At 62.7% G+C, this 16658-nt stretch carries 13 protein-coding genes and 1 pseudogene; 11 read left to right on the forward strand and 3 right to left on the reverse strand.

Annotation, left to right across the window (positions count from 1 at the left end):
• Positions 1-4: 4 nt before the first annotated feature.
• Genes FHX10_RS12275 through FHX10_RS12295 form a run of 5 tightly spaced genes read left to right on the forward strand, consistent with a single transcriptional unit; the run spans position 5 to position 5706 of the window.
• Positions 5-1021, forward strand: a complete 1017-nt coding sequence (locus FHX10_RS12275; RefSeq protein ID WP_063475882.1) for a hydroxyacid dehydrogenase — start codon at positions 5-7, stop codon at positions 1019-1021.
• Positions 1018-2439 (forward strand): hypothetical protein, encoded by a 1422-nt coding sequence (locus tag FHX10_RS12280; RefSeq protein ID WP_063475883.1) that lies wholly within the window; start codon positions 1018-1020, stop codon positions 2437-2439. Before FHX10_RS12275 ends, FHX10_RS12280 begins: the two co-directional genes overlap by 4 nt.
• Positions 2436-3224 (forward strand): SDR family oxidoreductase, encoded by a 789-nt coding sequence (locus FHX10_RS12285; protein ID WP_063475884.1) that lies wholly within the window; start codon positions 2436-2438, stop codon positions 3222-3224. The genes FHX10_RS12280 and FHX10_RS12285 overlap by 4 nt, the downstream gene beginning before the upstream one ends.
• A complete protein-coding gene (gene araD, locus FHX10_RS12290; RefSeq protein ID WP_063475885.1) occupies positions 3215-4957 on the forward strand; it encodes an L-arabinonate dehydratase in 1743 nt (580 codons plus the stop codon). Before FHX10_RS12285 ends, araD begins: the two co-directional genes overlap by 10 nt.
• A 29-nt stretch (positions 4958-4986) precedes the next feature.
• Entirely contained in the window at positions 4987-5706 is a 720-nt protein-coding gene (locus tag FHX10_RS12295) for a ribonuclease activity regulator RraA (RefSeq protein WP_047612424.1), read from the forward strand.
• 263 nt (positions 5707-5969) lie between these two features.
• Here FHX10_RS12295 and FHX10_RS35670 read toward each other — a convergent pair.
• From FHX10_RS35670 to FHX10_RS12310, 3 genes and pseudogenes are all read right to left on the reverse strand, one after another.
• Positions 5970-6158: pseudogene (locus FHX10_RS35670) on the reverse strand (hypothetical protein); the annotation flags it as partial.
• 640 nt (positions 6159-6798) lie between these two features.
• Positions 6799-9945 carry an efflux RND transporter permease subunit gene (locus tag FHX10_RS12305; RefSeq protein WP_063475887.1) on the reverse strand — a complete coding sequence of 1049 codons (3147 nt, stop codon included), beginning with the start codon at positions 9943-9945 and terminating at the stop codon, positions 6799-6801.
• A complete protein-coding gene (locus tag FHX10_RS12310; protein ID WP_176707395.1) occupies positions 9945-11045 on the reverse strand; it encodes an efflux RND transporter periplasmic adaptor subunit in 1101 nt (366 codons plus the stop codon). Before FHX10_RS12310 ends, FHX10_RS12305 begins: the two co-directional genes overlap by 1 nt.
• Before the next feature lie 205 nt (positions 11046-11250).
• Between FHX10_RS12310 and FHX10_RS12315 the strand changes: the two genes are divergently transcribed.
• From FHX10_RS12315 to FHX10_RS35040, 6 genes are all read left to right on the forward strand, one after another.
• Positions 11251-11937 carry a response regulator gene (locus FHX10_RS12315; RefSeq protein ID WP_047614748.1) on the forward strand — a complete coding sequence of 229 codons (687 nt, stop codon included), beginning with the start codon at positions 11251-11253 and terminating at the stop codon, positions 11935-11937.
• Between the two features lie 2 nt (positions 11938-11939).
• On the forward strand, positions 11940-13253 hold the full coding sequence (locus FHX10_RS12320) for an ATP-binding protein (protein ID WP_184389362.1): 1314 nt from the start codon (positions 11940-11942) through the stop codon (positions 13251-13253).
• 77 nt (positions 13254-13330) lie between these two features.
• Positions 13331-14785, forward strand: a complete 1455-nt coding sequence (locus FHX10_RS12325; RefSeq protein ID WP_097542484.1) for an efflux transporter outer membrane subunit — start codon at positions 13331-13333, stop codon at positions 14783-14785.
• Between the two features lie 254 nt (positions 14786-15039).
• Entirely contained in the window at positions 15040-15882 is an 843-nt protein-coding gene (locus FHX10_RS12330) for a DUF3313 domain-containing protein (RefSeq protein ID WP_047612445.1), read from the forward strand.
• A 76-nt stretch (positions 15883-15958) separates the two neighbouring features.
• Complete coding sequence (locus tag FHX10_RS12335; RefSeq protein ID WP_088930359.1) at positions 15959-16315, forward strand: hypothetical protein; 357 nt, start codon at positions 15959-15961, stop codon at positions 16313-16315.
• A 172-nt stretch (positions 16316-16487) separates the two neighbouring features.
• Positions 16488-16655, forward strand: coding sequence for a BA14K family protein (locus tag FHX10_RS35040; protein WP_373289068.1), 168 nt, complete (start codon positions 16488-16490; stop codon positions 16653-16655).
• Positions 16656-16658: the final 3 nt, after the last annotated feature.

The following is a 16658-nucleotide window of genomic DNA, read 5'->3' on the forward strand; positions in this document are numbered from 1 at the left end:
AACCATGAACGAACAGGCTCCCGTCATTGCCGTATTGCTGACCGAAAAGACCCGCCGGATGATGCTGGACGATGCGGCGATAACCCAATTGAACGCCCTTGGCGCGGTGCGCTGGCCGGCCGGCGCCACAATCGACGCCGGCGATGTCGACTACCTGCTGCAAGGCGCCACCGCATGCCTCACCGGATGGGGCACACCGCCCTTCGACCCCGCCGTGCGCGCCCGCCATCCGCAGCTCGCCCTTGTCGCTCATTCGGCAGGCAGTGTCCGCACACTGGTCCCGGCGCGTCTGTTCGACGATGGCCTTCGCGTGACCCATGCCGCCTCGAAAATTGCCGCCTCGGTTGCCGAATTCGTCGTCGCCGAAGCGCTGCTCGCCATGCGCGGCATTCATCGGCTGCATCATCACTTGCGCAATGGTGGTGAATGGCTCGACGTTCGCGCCGCCGTGCCGCAGAGATTGCTGGGCGCCAGAACGGTCGGCATCGTCGGCGCCGGCTATGTCGGGCGGGCGGTGATGCGCCTGCTCGTTCCCTTCGGTTGCCGCGTGTTGGTCGTCGATCCGTTCCTGGATGAGAGCGAGGCCGCAGCCCTCGGCGTTGTCAGCGCCGGGCTGAACGATATGCTCGTGCAAAGCGACGTGATTTCCCTGCATGCGCCTGTCCTGCCCGAAACGCGCCGGATGATCGGTGCCCACGAACTGGCGCTGCTGCGCCCCGGCACACTCTTCATCAATACGGCGCGCTCGCAGCTGGTCGACGAGGCAGCGCTGCTCGCCGCGATCCGCTCCGGCCGTATCGAGGCGGCGCTCGACGTCTTTGACGACGAGCCGCTGCCTCCGGATAGCCCGTTCCGCGATCCGGCCCTGGCCAATGTCACCATTTCACCGCATGCTGCCGGCCATACTGAAGAGGCGCATTTCGCGCAGGGACAGACCATGGTGGACGAGATCGGCCGGCTGCTTCGCCGCGAACCGCTCCGGCATGAAGTGACCCGCGCCATGCTCGACCGGATGGCGTGACGGTGGACAGAAGTATTGGAGGTTCCGTGACTGCCCCACGCATCAAGATCATCGAGATCGACGCCTTCGAGCGCGATATCAGCCTGCGTCTGCCGTTCCGCTTTGGCGCGGCCACCCTTGAAAAGGCGCCGCAAGCCTTCCTCGGGGTCCGCGTCGAGGACGAAAAGGGGCGAACCGCCATCGGCGGCGCCGCCGAATTGATGGTGCCGAAATGGTTCGACAAGGATCCGGCGCTGACGCCGGCGCAAAATGTCGATCAGTTGCGCACCTCGATCCGTGCGGCTGCCGCTGCCTCGCTCGAACCGTCTCAGCCGACGACATTGTTTGCCGCAGCCCGCCTGAACGAGATGGAAGCGGTGCGGCGCCTGCCTGGAAATCCGCTGGCCGCCGGTTTCGGCCCGTCGCTGATCGCCCGCGCCGCGCTCGATGCCTATTGCCGCCTTGCGGGACTTTCCTTCTTCGAGGCGGTGCGAGGCAATCTCGTCGGCATCGGCGGCCCGATGCTGCCCGGCGATATCGACGCGGACGCCGCCTCGGCGGTGCTGGCCGATCTTCGCCCTGCCGGCGCGATCTCGGCGCGGCATACGATCGGGCTTCTCGACCCGATCACAGAGGGCGATATCGTCCATCCTGTGCACGACGGCCTGCCGGAAAGCCTCGAGGCGGTGATCAGGCGCTATGGCAATCACTGGTTCAAGATCAAGCTTTCGGGCGCTATCGAGGCCGATATCGACCGCCTGCTGCGGATCGCCGCCGTGCTGGAGAGGGTGCCCGACTATCGGGTGACGGTCGACGGCAACGAACAGTTCGGCTCTGCCGAACAGCTTGCCGCCTTGCTGGAGCGGATCGAGGCCATGCCACAGCTCGCCAGGCTGCGCGCGGCCATCGCCTTTGTCGAACAGCCGTTCTCACGCGCGATCACCATGGAAACGCCGCTCGGGGCTCTCGCGGCGCAATTGCCCTTCCTGATCGATGAGAGCGACGACGGCGACGAGGCCTTCGCCCCCGCCCGCGGGCTCGGTTACACCGGCGTCTCCTCGAAAACCTGCAAGGGCATTTATCGCTCGCTCATGAAAGCGATCCGCATCAGAACCGGAGCGGTGCCGGGACTGTTCCTCTCGGGCGAGGATCTGACCTGCCAGGCCGGGCTTGCCGTGCAGCAGGATCTGGCGCTGGTGTCCTTGCTTGGCCTCTCCCATGTCGAGCGCAACGGTCATCACTATGTCGCCGGCATGCAGGGCGCGCCGCAGGCAGAGAAGGCGCGCTTTGCCGCGGCTCATCCCGATCTCTACGAGCAGGGTCCCGATGGACCGCTGCTGTCGATCCGCGACGGCCGGATCGCCATCGCTTCGCTCGGGGCCGTCGGCTATGCGAGCGGCGCCTTGCCCGATTTCGAAGCGATGACGCCGCTGTCATGAGGAGTGCTGCCGTGCCAAAGGGTATTGAACTGTTCGATCTGTCCGGCAAAAGGGCGCTTATCACCGGATCGAGCCAGGGCATCGGCTTCAGCCTGGCTCAGGGCCTTGCTGCGGCAGGCGCCGAAATCGTCCTCAATGGCCGTGATGCTGGAAAGCTCGCCGCTGCAGCCGAGGGCCTGGGCGGTGCCGGCACGCCGCCGCGGACACTTTTGTTCGATGCGACCGACGCCAAGGCCGTGCGTGCCGCCATCGACGCATTCGAGCAAGCCAGCGGGCCGATCGATATTCTGGTCAACAATGCCGGCATGCAGCATCGCGCGCCCCTGGAGGAGTTCGACCCCGAGATGTTCGAGCTGCTGATGCGCACGAACGTCTCCAGCGCCTTCAATGTCGGGCAAGCCGTCTCCCGCCACATGATCAAGCGCGGGCGCGGCAAGATCATCAACATCGCTTCGATCCAGACGGCGCTCGCCCGGCCGGGAATTGCGCCCTATACCGCAAGCAAGGGTGCGCTTGGCAATCTCACCAAAGGCATGGCGACCGAGTGGGCGCGTTATGGACTGGCGGTCAATGCCATAGCCCCCGGCTATTTCGATACCCCGCTCAATGCCGCGCTCGTCGCCGATGCGGAGTTTTCGAGCTGGATCGAACGGCGCACGCCGGCCGGCCGCTGGGGCAGGCTTGAGGAATTGACGGGCGCCTGTATCTTTCTCGCTTCGGACGCTTCAAGCTATGTCAACGGTCACATAGTTTACGTGGATGGAGGCATGTCGGCATGTCTTTGAAAGTGACGAAGACACGGGAAGACCTGCGATCGGCGCGCTGGTTCGCATCCGAAGACCTGCGCGGCTTCGGCCATCGCTCGCGCCTGATGCAGATGGGCTACGACGCCGGCGATTGGGCCGGCAAGCCGCTGATCGGCATCCTGTCGACCTGGTCGGATCTCAATCCCTGCCACGCCCATTTCAAGCATCGCGTCGAAGACGTGAAGCGCGGCGTGCTCCAGGCCGGCGGCTTTCCGGTGGAAATGCCGGCGCTGGCGCTGTCAGAGAATTTCATGAAGCCCACGACCATGCTCTATCGCAACCTTCTGGCGATGGAGACCGAAGAGCAGATCCGGGCCCACCCGGTCGACGGCGTGGTGTTGATGGGCGGATGCGACAAGACCACGCCGGGCCTCATCATGGGGGCGCTCAGCGCCGGGGTGCCGATGATCTACCTGCCGGCGGGGCCGATGCTGCGCGGCAATTATGCCGGCCAGCAGCTTGGATCGGGATCGGATGCCTGGAAATATTGGGACGAACGGCGCGCCGGAACGATATCCGATAAACAATGGGCCGGCATCGAGGCCGGCATTGCCCGTTCCTACGGCCATTGCATGACGATGGGCACGGCCTCGACCATGACCGCGATTGCCGATGCGATGGGTCTGACGCTGACGGGGGTATCATCCATTCCCGCGCCCGATGCCAATCATATCCGCATGTCGGCCCAGTCAGGACGCCGGATCGTCGACATGGTCTGGGAAGATCTGACGCCGGACCGGATCGTGACGCCGGCGGCGGTGCGCAATGCGGCGACGGTCGCCATGGCGACCGGCTGTTCGACCAATGCGGTCATCCATCTGCTGGCGATGGCGCGCAGGGCAGGGGTCGCGCTGACGCTGGATGATCTGGACGCGCTCGGCCGCACCACGCCTGTCGTGGCCAATATCCGCCCTTCCGGAAAGACCTATCTGATGGAAGACTTCTACTATGCCGGCGGCCTCGTGGCGCTGATGTCGCAGATCAGGGAGCGGCTGGATCTCAGCGCCATGACGGTTTCGGGCGAAACCCTGGGCGCGGCGCTGGCCGACGCGAAGGTCTATAATGACGATGTGATCCGGCCGCTTTCCAACCCGATCTACCCGGAGGGATCCCTGGCCGTGCTCAAGGGCAATCTGGCGCCCGATGGCGCGGTGATCAAGCCGGTGGCCTGCGACCCGCGCTTCCATGTCCATCAAGGTCCCGCCCTGGTTTTCGACAGCTATCCCGACATGAAGGCGGCAGTCGAGGACGAGGCGCTTGATGTGACGCCCGATCACGTGATGGTGCTGCGCAATGCCGGGCCACTCGGCGGTCCCGGCATGCCGGAATGGGGCATGCTGCCGATGCCCAAGGCACTGCTGAAACAAGGGCATCGCGACATGCTGCGGCTCTCGGATGCGCGCATGAGCGGCACCAGCTACGGCGCCTGCGTGCTGCATGTGGCGCCCGAAGCCCATGTCGGCGGCCCGCTCGCCCTTTTGCAGAATGGGGACATCGTCAGGATCGACATTCCCAACCGCCGGCTGGACATGCTGGTCGACGAAGTCGAACTGGCGCGGCGCCGTGCCGCCTGGGTGAAGCCCGCCGACCGTTTCGGTCGTGGCTACGGTTGGATGTACGCGTCGCATGTCAGCCAGGCCGACAAGGGCTGCGATTTCGACTATCTGCTGCCGGAATTTGGCCCGGCGGCAGGGGAACCGGATATTTTCTAGCCAGACATTTTCCAGGAGGACATGCAGGCATGACGACACTTTCGGACACCACGCGCGACAAACTCATGAAAGTCAGCGTTGCCACCATCAGCACCGCGCTGTTCAAGCGCGGCCTGCGCAACCAGACCATTCAGGATGTGCAGCCGGTCGCCGGTAAGGGCCGGAACATGGTCGGCCCGGCCTATACGCTGCGTTACATTCCGGCGCGCGAAGACCTGAACAAGCTCGAGGTTTTCCGCAATCCGGAGCATCCGCAGCGCGCCTGCGTCGAAAGCTGCCCGGCCGGGGCGGTGCTGGTGATGGACAGCCGCAAAAATCCGCGCGCCGCATCCGCCGGCTCTATTCTGGTGACGCGGCTGATGGTGCGGGGCGTGGCAGGCGTCGTCACCGATGGCGGGTTTCGCGACAGCCCGGAAATTGCCGGACTGTCGATCCCCGCCTATCACAACCGCCCGTCGGCGCCGACCAATCTGACGCTGCATCAAGCGCTCGACATCAATGTGCCGATCGGCTGCGGCGATGTGGCGGTGTGGCCCGGCGATATCATGGTAGGCGACGATGAAGCGGTGATCGTCATTCCGGCCGAATTGGCCGACGAGATTGCCGATGAGGCGGTGGAAATGACGGCTTACGAGGATTTCGTCACAGAACGGGTGCTGGCCGGTCAGTCGATCATCGGCCTCTATCCGGCAACACAGCCGGGCAATATCGAGGATTTTGCCACCTGGCGTGCCAAGCATGGTCGTTAGACCTGGCGATTTTCAGGGATGGCGGTGGTTTTCAATTCGCCCGCGACCCGGCGATCCCGAAAGCCGGGTCAACGACGGCAGGACGCGCAGGCGGCTGACGCCGCCTGCGGGGGGAATACGTCCCGCGGCCTTGTTCCGGGGAGAGGAACTCGACCGAAGAGGTTGTCACTGAGGTCGGCAGGAATCGCCCGTATCGGGTTGCGACCCTCTTGCCATTGCAACGCCGCCCATCTTCTCTGCCGCAGTGCGCGCCAAAGCAGCCATCGCTGGCCTTGCCCTCCCTTGGAAGGTTCGGGCTTGAAGGTGATCGTCTTGTAATCGTTGGATGAATGCGCTTCCGTGTCGGCGGTTTCCGGCTCGTTCAGGTCGTCGACGTGTGTGAAAATGACAGGGATGACGATGAGGCTGAGCAGCATCGACATCAGCAGCCCACCGGTCACCGCGATCGCCATAGCCAGGGAGTGCTGGCGTCCAAAAGGGTATTGAACTCGATCTAATCCGGAGCATGTCATCAATCACCCCGTTCCACCAATTGAAATGTCTTCCGACAGAGCATCACGCTCTTTTCGAGCGTTTTCCATACGGTCTGATTTGCTCCTAAGTCTCAAGAAATGAGGCGCTGTGCCGTAATGATTTGAAATATAAAACTGAATTACCATAATAAAGAGTGCGCTCAAGAAAGTATAACAATACTCATAACTTGATTTAAACTTGAGAATGCATCGCGAAGCCTCGGCAAGTATGACTTTCCGCTCCGCGAAGCGGCAACGCAGAATATTTCGATGTGCCTTGGACACACGACACTCCGGATTGAGCTGAGGTCGAACTCTAATAGCTGTTGGGATGTTAAGCGCGGTTAAGGAAGTGTAAAGTTTGGTAAAGATTCAAACGAGGGCAGTTGCCACCAACGCGATGCATGCCTGGACTTTCCACACGGTGCAGGACGCGCAGGCGGCACGATGCCGCCTGCGGGGGCATTACGTCCCGCGGTCTCGTTCCGGGGGAGAGGAACTCGACCGAAGAGGTTGACGATCGCCAGGCGTCGCCCTTATCGGGCGCGGGACCTTCTGGCCAATAACCCGGCGAGAGCAGTCATCTCTGACCTTGCCCCCGCTTCGAAAGCTCAGGCTTGAAGGTGATCGTCGTGTGATCGTTGGATGGATGCGGTTCGGCCTCGGCGGTTTCCGGGCCGGTCCGGTGAACGAGGCGCCTGAGCGCCTCGTTCAAGTCGTCGACGAAGGTGAAGATGACAGGGATGACGACGAGGCTGAGCAGCGTCGACATCATCACCCCGCCGATCACCACGATCGCCATCGGCTGCCGGAAGCTGGAATCGCCGCCTGTCAGGCTGAGGGCCACCGGCAGCATACCGGATGCCATGGCAATGGTGGTCATGATGATCGGTCGCGCGCGTTTGTGGCATGCATCCACAAGAGCATCGAACCGGGGCATGCCCTGGCGGCGCGACATGATCGCGTATTCGATCAGAAGGATCGAATTCTTCGTCACCACGCCCATGAGCATGAGCAGCCCGATGACGGCCGCCATCGAGAAGCTGGTTCCGGTCACCACCAGCGGCACCAGCGCGCCGCCGAGCGAGAGCGGCAGAGCCATCAGAAGCGTGAGGGGCTGCAGGAAGTCGTGGAAGAGCAGAACGAGGATCGCGTAGATGCAGAAAACCCCGATTGCCATCGCCAGACCAAAGCTCTGGAACAGCTCCGAACTGCGCTGGAGTTCTCCCTGTTCGACAAGGGTGACGCCCGATGGCAGATGCTGAAGCGCCGGCAGCGCCTGCGCCTCGCGGTTGACGTCGCCCAGGATGCGGCCGTTGAGCTCGACTGAAAGAGTGACATTGCGCATACGATCGATGCGGTCAATTTCCGACGGGCTGCCGCCGATCCGGATATCGGCAATCGACCCGAGATCGACATTGCCGTTCGTCCCAGACACCCGCATGTTCTTGATGTCGTCGAGTTTGGTGCGCGTCTCGGGGCTGAAGCGGACGACGATGGGAACCTGGCGCTGCGGCAGGTTGAGCTTTGGCAAATCGGCGGAATATTCTCCATCCGTCGCCACGCGCACGGCCTCGGCGATGGCGCTCGACGTCACCCCGAGCGCTGCTGCGCGGGCGAAATCGGGCGTGATCTGGATCTCCGGCGCCTGCCTGGCCGCGGTCGATGTCACCGCGCCGATGCCCTGAAGCGTGCGCAGCTGTTCTTCAAGCGCCGTGCCGGCGCTGTCGAGCGCGTTGGCGTCGTCACTGGCAAGGGTGATCTCGAGCTTCGTGCCGTTGCCGCCGCCGCCAACGGCGATCCGCACACCGGGAAGGACCGAGAGAGCCTGCCGGATGTCGTTTTCGATTTCCGACTGTTTGCGGTCGCGCTCGCCGATGGGTGGGAGCACGGCGACGATGGTCGCGGATCCGACGCTGCTCGAGGTGCTGGAATCTGGGCCGCCGCCCGAGGATGCGGAACCGACCGCGGAAAAGACATGCGTCACGTCCTGGAGCTTGCCGACGATATCGGCGGCCTGCCTTGTCGTGGCGTCTGTCTGCTCGATGGTGGCGCCCGGCTGCATGGTGAGCGTGATCTGGGCCCGCGCGTCGTCGGAAGCGGGCAGGAAGCCGGATTTCAGGAGCGGGATCGTGGCCAGCGAAAGCGCGACGACGACGGCGGTCACGGCCACCGTGGTCTTCCTGTGGTTCATGGCGGCTTTCACGATTGCCATATAGGCGCGCATGATGCGGCCGTCCTTTTCCTCTTTCGGATGGGCCTTCATGAAATAGGCGGCCATCATCGGCGTCAGCAGGCGTGCGACAACGAGCGAAACGAGGACGGCAACGGCGGCGGTGATACCGAACTGGCGGAAGATGAGCCCCGGTATGCCGCTCATGAAGGCCGTCGGCAGGAAGACGGCGACCAGGGTGAAGGTGGTGGCGATGACGGCGAGCCCGATCTCGTCGGCCGCCTCCAGAGCGGCGTCGATCGGCCGCTTGCCCATCTGCAAATGGCGGGCGATGTTCTCGACTTCGACGATGGCGTCGTCGACGAGGATGCCGACGACGAGCGACAGCGCAAGCAGGGTGACGATATTAAGGCTGAATCCGGCCAGGTACATGACGAGGAAGGTCGGTATGACGGACAATGGCAGCGCCACGGCCGACAGGATCGTCGCACGCCAGTCCCGAAGGAAGAGCCAGACGACGACGATCGCCAGGATCGCGCCTTCGTACAGCATGTGCATCGAACCGTCGTAATTGTCGAGGATCGGCCCGATCGTGCTGTAGGCCTCCTCGATCTGCACGTTGGAATGCTTGGCCGCAAACTCCTTCATTGCCTTGTCGACGTCCGCGGCGACACCACTGTCCGAAAAGCCGTTCGAGCGCTTGATCTCGACCGCCACCACCGGTTTGCCGTCGAGATAGGCCATCGAAGATCGCTCCGCGAAGCTGTCGGTGACGGATGCGACGTCGTCGAGGCGAACCTGCTGCCCGTTGGCCAGGGGAATTCGCAGTTCCTTCAGCGCGTCGACCGAGGCAACGGCGCCGAGCGTGCGCAAGGTCTGACGGGTGCCGCCAATCTCTCCGAGGCCACCTGAGGTATCGGCCTGAACCGATTTCAACTGCGCCGACACAGTGGTCGCCGTGACGCCGAATGCGGCCATCGTCGTCGGATCGAGGTCGACGTGAACCTCGCGATCGACACCACCGATACGATTGACCTGTCCAACGCCCGGCACCGAGAGCAGCGCCTTGGTCAGATCGTTGTCGATGAACCAGGAGAGCTCGGTTTCGTTGAGGACGGAAGACCGGACAGCATAGGTGACCAGCGCCGAATTCTGCACGGTGACTTTGCTGACGCTTGGCGTCTGCATCTGCGCCGGCAGATCGGACTTTGCGCTGTCCACGGCATTGCGGACTTCGTTCAAGGCGGTCTCGCTGTCCTTCTCCAGTTTGAAGGAGACGCTGATCGACACCGAGCCGTCGGTAATCGTTGTCGTGATGTGGTCGAGATAGCTCAGCGAGGCAAGATTGTCCTCGATCGTGCGGGCGACCTCGGTTTCCAGCTGCGAAGGTGCGGCGCCGTCGAGCGTCGCAGTCACTTTGATGGTCGGAAGATCCATATCAGGGAAGTTCTGCACCGCCAGATGCTTGAAGGCCAGCAGGCCGCCGACGGCAAGCATCGCAAAGAGCAGGATCGCCGGTACGGGATTGCGGATTGAAAATGCGGAAAAGTTCATCAGCCTTCTCCCGCGACTTTCACGAGATCGTTGTCCGACAGAAACGCTCCGCCCGACGTCACCACTCTCGCCGATTTATCAATGCCCGAGATGATCTCGACTTCGCCGTCATTGCGGCGCCCGGTCTCGACCCGCACCCGTTTTACCCGCTTGTCCTCGCCGACCGCAAAGACGTAGTTGATCCCGTCACGGAAAACGATCGCGGTCTCGGGAACCGTCAGCGCTGGCGTGGTCCTGAGTTCGACGGTGCCGGTGACATAAAGACCGGTGCGCGGCTGAACGTCCTGGGGAAGGGTGACATAGACGATCGCCCGGCTCGTATTGGTGTCGATCGAAGGTCCGACGAGCCTCACCTTGCCCTGAATGCGGCGTCCGTCCGGCCCGTCGATGTCGACGCGCAATCCTTCCGAAATGCGCGAGAGGTAGCGGGCGGAAACCTCGGCCTGCCATTCGACCCGCTGCTGGCGGACCATGCGAAACAATTCGCTGCCGGAGGAAACGACGGCGCCGAGCTCGGCCGAGCGCGAGGTTATCAGACCGTCATCGACGGCCGTGACGGTTGTCTGGTCGAGCTTGATCTTCTGGCTGTCGAGCGCTGCCTCTTCGGATTGGAGACTTGCCGCCGCGGTCTGTTCGTCGGCAAGATATTCGACGATCTTCTCGTCCGAGAGGGCGCCGGAGGGTTGAAGCTGGCGAGCGCGATCGGCATTGGCCTTTGCCTTTGTGAGGTTTGCCTTCGCGGTCACGACGGCCGCCTCCTGCTTGCGAAGATCGGCCTGCACACTGTCCTGCGACATCAGGACGAGGGTCTGCCCCTTCTTAACCACGGAGCCGACATCGGCCAGGATTTCGGTGATGCGAAGTCCGCTCGTCTCGGAGGCGATGATGGCTTCCTGCCAGGGTTTTAGCCAGCCGCTTGCCGGAACGGTTTCCGGCCAGTCCCGCTCAGCCGGCGCCGCCAGCGAGACGGTCAGGGCGGCGGCGGCGGCTTGATCCGCCACGGCACTGCGCAGCGGCAGCAGAAGCGCTACCGCAATAAGAGCGGTGGCGAATATTCCAGATGGTTTTCTCAACGATGCACTCCTTGTGGTCAAAGGCATCGCTGCCCTTTCCCGATCCGCGCCAACTTGGCGGATGATTGCCACTCATGCGCGCAACCGGCCTCGCCGCGCGTCCATGTCATGGCAGGATAAGTAACGGGGCGAACGTTAAGTGCGGTCAAGTTAGTGTTAAGATAGGTAAAACTCGCTCACGCGACGGTGTTTGTGCTGTATGGCTTCATCGAATTAATGACGGACGAAGTGAATGAACAAGGTTCTCCTCATCGACGACGATGCCGAGCTGACGACGCTTCTGCAGGAATATCTCGTTGAAGAGGGATATGACGTCGTAACGGATACGGACGGTCGCGCTGCCATTGCCGCTGCTGCCGGCAATACGGTCGATATCATCGTGCTCGACATCATGATGCCTCGGATGAACGGGATCGAGGTTCTGCAGAGGATCAGGAAGCTCAGCCAGGTTCCGGTGCTGATGCTGACCGCAAGGGGCGATGACGTGGACAGGATATCGGGCCTCAATCTCGGTGCCGACGACTATGTGCCGAAGCCATGCTCGCCGGGCGAACTGGCGGCGCGGCTGCGCGCCATCCTGCGCCGGGCGGGGCAGCCGGCAGCCGGCGCGTCGACCGACACGATCAGGGCGGGGCAGCTCGTGCTCCATCCGGGCAGCAGGATCGCCGAATGGCGCGGAGAAAGCCTGGAGCTGACCGGCACCGAGTTCAGCCTGCTCGAAGTGCTTGCCCGCAGCGCCGGCCAGCTCGTGTCGAAGCAGGACATTTCGAAACGGGCCTTCGGCAAGCCGCTGACCCCGTTCGATCGCCGTATCGACGTCCATATCAGCAGCGTGCGCCAGAAGCTCGGACTGAGGGAGGACGGGCAATCCTGGATCCAGTCCGTTCGCGGCCAGGGCTATCAACTTCTCGTGGACTGACCATGCCTAGGCTTTTCTGGAAATTCTTCGCGACGATCTGGTTGACGCTTGCAACGACGCTCACTGTTATAATCGTGATCGTCAACCTCTTTCAGATCCCGCCGCCTGGCCGCGATCGGGAATACCAGGAGCGAGCGATCATTCTGAAGCTGACTGCGAACGTCCTCGCAAGGGATGGGGAGGACGCCGCAGAGCGCTTCATCCGCTCAAGTGAAGATACGGTGCCGCTGGGCCTGACGCTTTCGAAAACCATGGGGTCGCCTGCGTGCGAAGACGAAGGTAGGGCAGAGACGAAGTCCATTCTGAAGGACGGAATTTGCTACCGGATCTCCGTGGCGCCGGAAGCGAACTTCCTTCTCAACGTGGTGGATAACCTGGCGCTGCTGGTGCCTTGGCTTTCGATTTTCGTTTCGAGTACGGTCGCTGCCGCAGCACTCGCCCGCTATCTCATTCGACCCGTCGTGCATTTGCGCGACGGCCTGAGCGCGCTCGCCCATGGCCGCTTCGACTTCCGTATCGGCGACCAGATGGCCGGCCGAAAGGATGAAGTCACTGCGCTGGCGCATGACTTCGATTCCACCGCCGCGCGGCTTCAGGAGCTTCAGGATGCGCAGCAGCGGCTGTTCCATGATGTCTCCCATGAATTGCGTTCGCCCCTGTCCCGCCTGCAGGCTGCCGTCGGCGTTCTTCGGCAGAGCCCGGCCAAACTCGGCGCCATGCTGGACCGAATGGACCGGGAGGTTGAACGGCTCGACGCGCTGGTCGGCGAAGTTCTGACCCTTGCCAGGCTCACCGCCGGCTCCGGCCTGCCGCTGAAGACCCAGGCCCTGGATGTCATCGAACTGCTGAATGAAATCCTTGGCGACGCCGCATTCGAAGCCCAGGCACGAGATGTGTCGATCACGACAAGCGTCGACGGCAGCTTCCGCGCCGAGGTCGAAGGCGAGCTGCTCTACCGGGCACTCGAAAACGTCGTGCGCAACGCCGTCAAATACACGGCCGAACATTCGCACATATCCGTGTCTTGCGAGGCGGCGGCCGAGCGCCTCAAAATCTGCGTCACCGATCGGGGGCCAGGCGTGAGGCGCGACGAACTCGAACGCATCTTCCAGCCGTTCTCACGCGGGAAAGAGGCGGTGCCAAGAGGCGGATACGGCCTGGGTCTTGCCATCACCCGGCAGGCCATCGAGCGCCATGGCGGGCGTGCGCATGCGTCGTTGCCTGACGCCGGAGGCCTGGCGATCACGCTGGAACTTCCGAGACGGCCGACGCCCTATGGTTCGGTTGATGATCAAGCATCCCGGGATTTTACCTAACTTTACAGTTTCTTTACCGCCATTAACGCTGGCCTCGCTAAGCCTGGATCTCCGATCCCGGTTCAGAAAGCTTGCCAGTGAGTCCGTCGCTCCGCACCAGACTATCATCCCTCCGCTACGCCGCATCCGCCTTCACGCTGCTGCTCGCAGGCTGCGTCAGCGGTCCGGATCACGTTCCCCCTGAGATGCCGCTTCCCGCCAAATTCGAAGAGGGTACCACCAAAAGCAACGGCAATGTCGTGACGGCTGAGTGGTGGAAGGCCTATCGCGACAAGCGGCTCGACGGCCTGGTGGCCCATGGCCTCAGCGAAAACCTCGATGTGCTGCAGGCGCTCGAGAGCATCAATTCGGCTGCCGCCAATGTCACGGTTGCCGGCGCCGGCAGTCTGCCGAGCCTCAGTGTCGACGCATCGCACACGGTATCCGGTGAAAAGGGGCGGCTGCGCACGACGGTCGGCACCACGAATACCACAGGCGGTGAGGCCAGCCTTTCCTGGCTGCTCGACATCTTCGGCCAGTACCGTCGCTCCAAGGAGAGTGCCATCGCCTCGCTGGGAGCCGCCTATGCGACGGCCGACAATGCAAAGCTCACCTTCCTGAAAGACCTGGTCGAGAGTTATATCGACGCCCGCTATTACCAGGAGCGCATCGCGCTTGCACGGGCGAGCCTGAAATCCCGCCAGCAAACTTACGAACTCACGCAGCTGCAGCTCAAGGCAGGTGCGGCCTCCCGCCTCGACGTCGTTCAGGCCGAGGGCCTGGTGCAGTCGACAAAGTCCGACATTCCCGGCCTCGAACAGAGCTTCACCGAATCGGCCCATCACATTGCCACGCTGCTCGGGATGCCGGCGGCCTCGTTGATGGACGAGCTGCAGAAAAGCGCCGGTCAGCCGGTTTTCCGCGGCGATATTCGCGCCGGCATTCCGGCCGATCTCATCCGCAACCGTCCTGATATAAGAAAGGCCGAACGCGAGCTGGCGGCGGCCGTCGCCGATATCGGTGCTGCCGAAGCCCAGCTTTATCCGTCGATCTCGCTCTCCGGTTCGATCTCGCCGAGCTGGGTCAAATCCTCGGGTGCCGGCGGCTCGAGCCTCACCAGCTGGTCCTTCGGACCGACGCTCAACCTGCCGATCTTCGACGGCGGCAAATTGCGCGCGAATGTCGATATCGAGAAATCGGATGCGAGGGCGCAGTATCTCGCCTGGAAAGCGGCGGTGCTGAACGGGGTCGAAGAGGTGGAAAACGCGCTGTCGGCAGTTCGCCGCGACACGCAGACACTGGCGCCGTTGCGCAGGCAGGTGCAGACGGCGGAGGAATCCCTGGCACTGTCGACCGCAAGCTACAAGGACGGCGCCTCGTCGTTGCTCGATGTCCTCGACGCCCAGCGGTCGGTCTCCGATGCTCAGGCAAGCCTTGCCGCTACCGTGCAGCAGGTTGCCAAGGACTATGTGGATCTCTATGTCGCCGTCGGCGCCGGTTACCTCACCCAAGAAGAGCCTGTCGCCTCGAAGCGAGTGGCGAAGTCGGGCTGATCGGCCGCCCGGCTAGAGCAATTCCAGCAAAAGTGTGCAGCGGTTTTGCGCCCGGAATTGCGTGAAAACAAAGAGATAGAGCAATTCCATGATTCGAAGAAAAACGGAATTGCTCTATCCGCGGCGGTGCCGGTCAAATGCTGCCCGCGGCCGTTATATTTCTATATTTTACCCAACTTTACACTGGCTTTACCGCCATTAACGCTGGCCTCTCTAAAAGCTGAATCGATGATCCCGGTTCAGAAGATTCGCCGATGGCTTCCAACATTCAACCCGTGAAAATGCCGACGCAGGCGGCCGTTTGCGCCGTCCTCCTCGCCTTGCTCTCTTCCTGCACGAACGTACCCCTGCAGCAGGGCAGCTCGCTTGGCTCCTATGCGGGAATGGCGGTCTCGGGCGGTTCTCTGACCAACGCAAAATTGCGGGTGAATTCGCCGGCGGTTCTTGCCGCGCAAACGGTGCGCATCGCTCCGACGAGGGTCGAGAATGCCGGCGGCGGTTCTTTCGAACCGAAAGACCTGGCACTCCTGACCAATGCGATCGACCGGGCGCTGTGCAGGGGTCTCAGCGACCGTTTCAAGGTCGTGGGTCCAAACCAGCCGGCGGATCTCGTCGTCCATGCGACCGTCACCGACATCGTCGCCACGAACCGTGCTGTTGCCGCGACCTCCACCGTCGCCACACTCGGCGCTTCGGTGGCAATGGTTCCAATCCCGAGGATTCCGATCGGTCTCGGCGGCTTGTCGGCGGAAGCCGAGGCGGTCGGACAGGACGGTACGCAGCAGGCGGCGATGATCTGGTCGCGCGGCGCGAACATGCTGACGACGAAGGCACGGATATCCTCGGTCGGGGATGCTTATTCCCTGTCATCGGCATTCGGCGCCGATTTCAGCCGCATGCTGATCAAGGGTCAGGATCCGTTCAAGGCAACATCGTCCATCCGGCTGATGCAGAAGATCAAGGCGTCGTTCGACAGCGATCCGAAAGACGACGCCTGCAAGGCCTTCGGACCCGCGCCCGGCATCAAAGGGGCGGTCGCCGGTCAGCTCGGTCTGCCGCCGAGCTGGAGCGATAAGGGCGCGGCGGTCTCTCAATAGCAGCCAGGCGGCGGTCATCTATCACGCGCGGCATGGCGGCTGTGGCATTTCAAAAACCAGCAGAAAGGACATCGACATGAAGACATATCTACGGCTTGCAGGGGCGGTGATGGCAGCACTCGCGGCGAGCCCGGCATTCCCAGCACAGGAACAGTTCCTGCCGTCCGAGAAGGCGGCCGCAATCCTCGCCGATGGAATTCCCTGGTCGGCACTGGCGCCGGATGGCAAGGCACTCAAAGTCACCCTGGAGAAGGACGGCACCGGAAGCATTCGCGGTCCGATGCCCTTTGCGCTCCCCGTCACCTGGACGGTCAAGGACGATGCGATGTGCATATCCGGCAAGATGGGTACGCACTGTCTTCGATTCCGCTCGGTTCCCGGAGGGCTTCAGGGCTGGGACGGCGACAAGCCGGATCTGAAGTTCAGCCGTTGACGTCAGGCGGGCACCTTTCAGAGATGCACCGCAACATGAGGAGTTTCCGATGAATTATTTACTGGTGTTCGCCACGGTCTCGCTGTTTCTGGCAGCGCAATCGGTTGCCATGGCGCAAGTTCCGCCCCCCATCCCGTTGATTCCCGGCCCTCCGGGGCTCCCAACCGTTGTCATGCCGCCACCGCCCGATGCTCCTCCGCCATCGGAGGAATATTCGAATGAATATGACGGGAGACACTATGCTTGGTGCGCGCGCCGGTACCGGTCGTATTCAGCCTATGACAATAGCTTTCAGCCCTCCAGGGGACCGCGCAGGCAATGTTATTCCCCCTACGATTGAGCT

The sequence above is a fragment of the Rhizobium sp. BK591 genome (genome assembly GCF_014195045.1).
Classification (GTDB): domain Bacteria; phylum Pseudomonadota; class Alphaproteobacteria; order Rhizobiales; family Rhizobiaceae; genus Rhizobium; species Rhizobium anhuiense.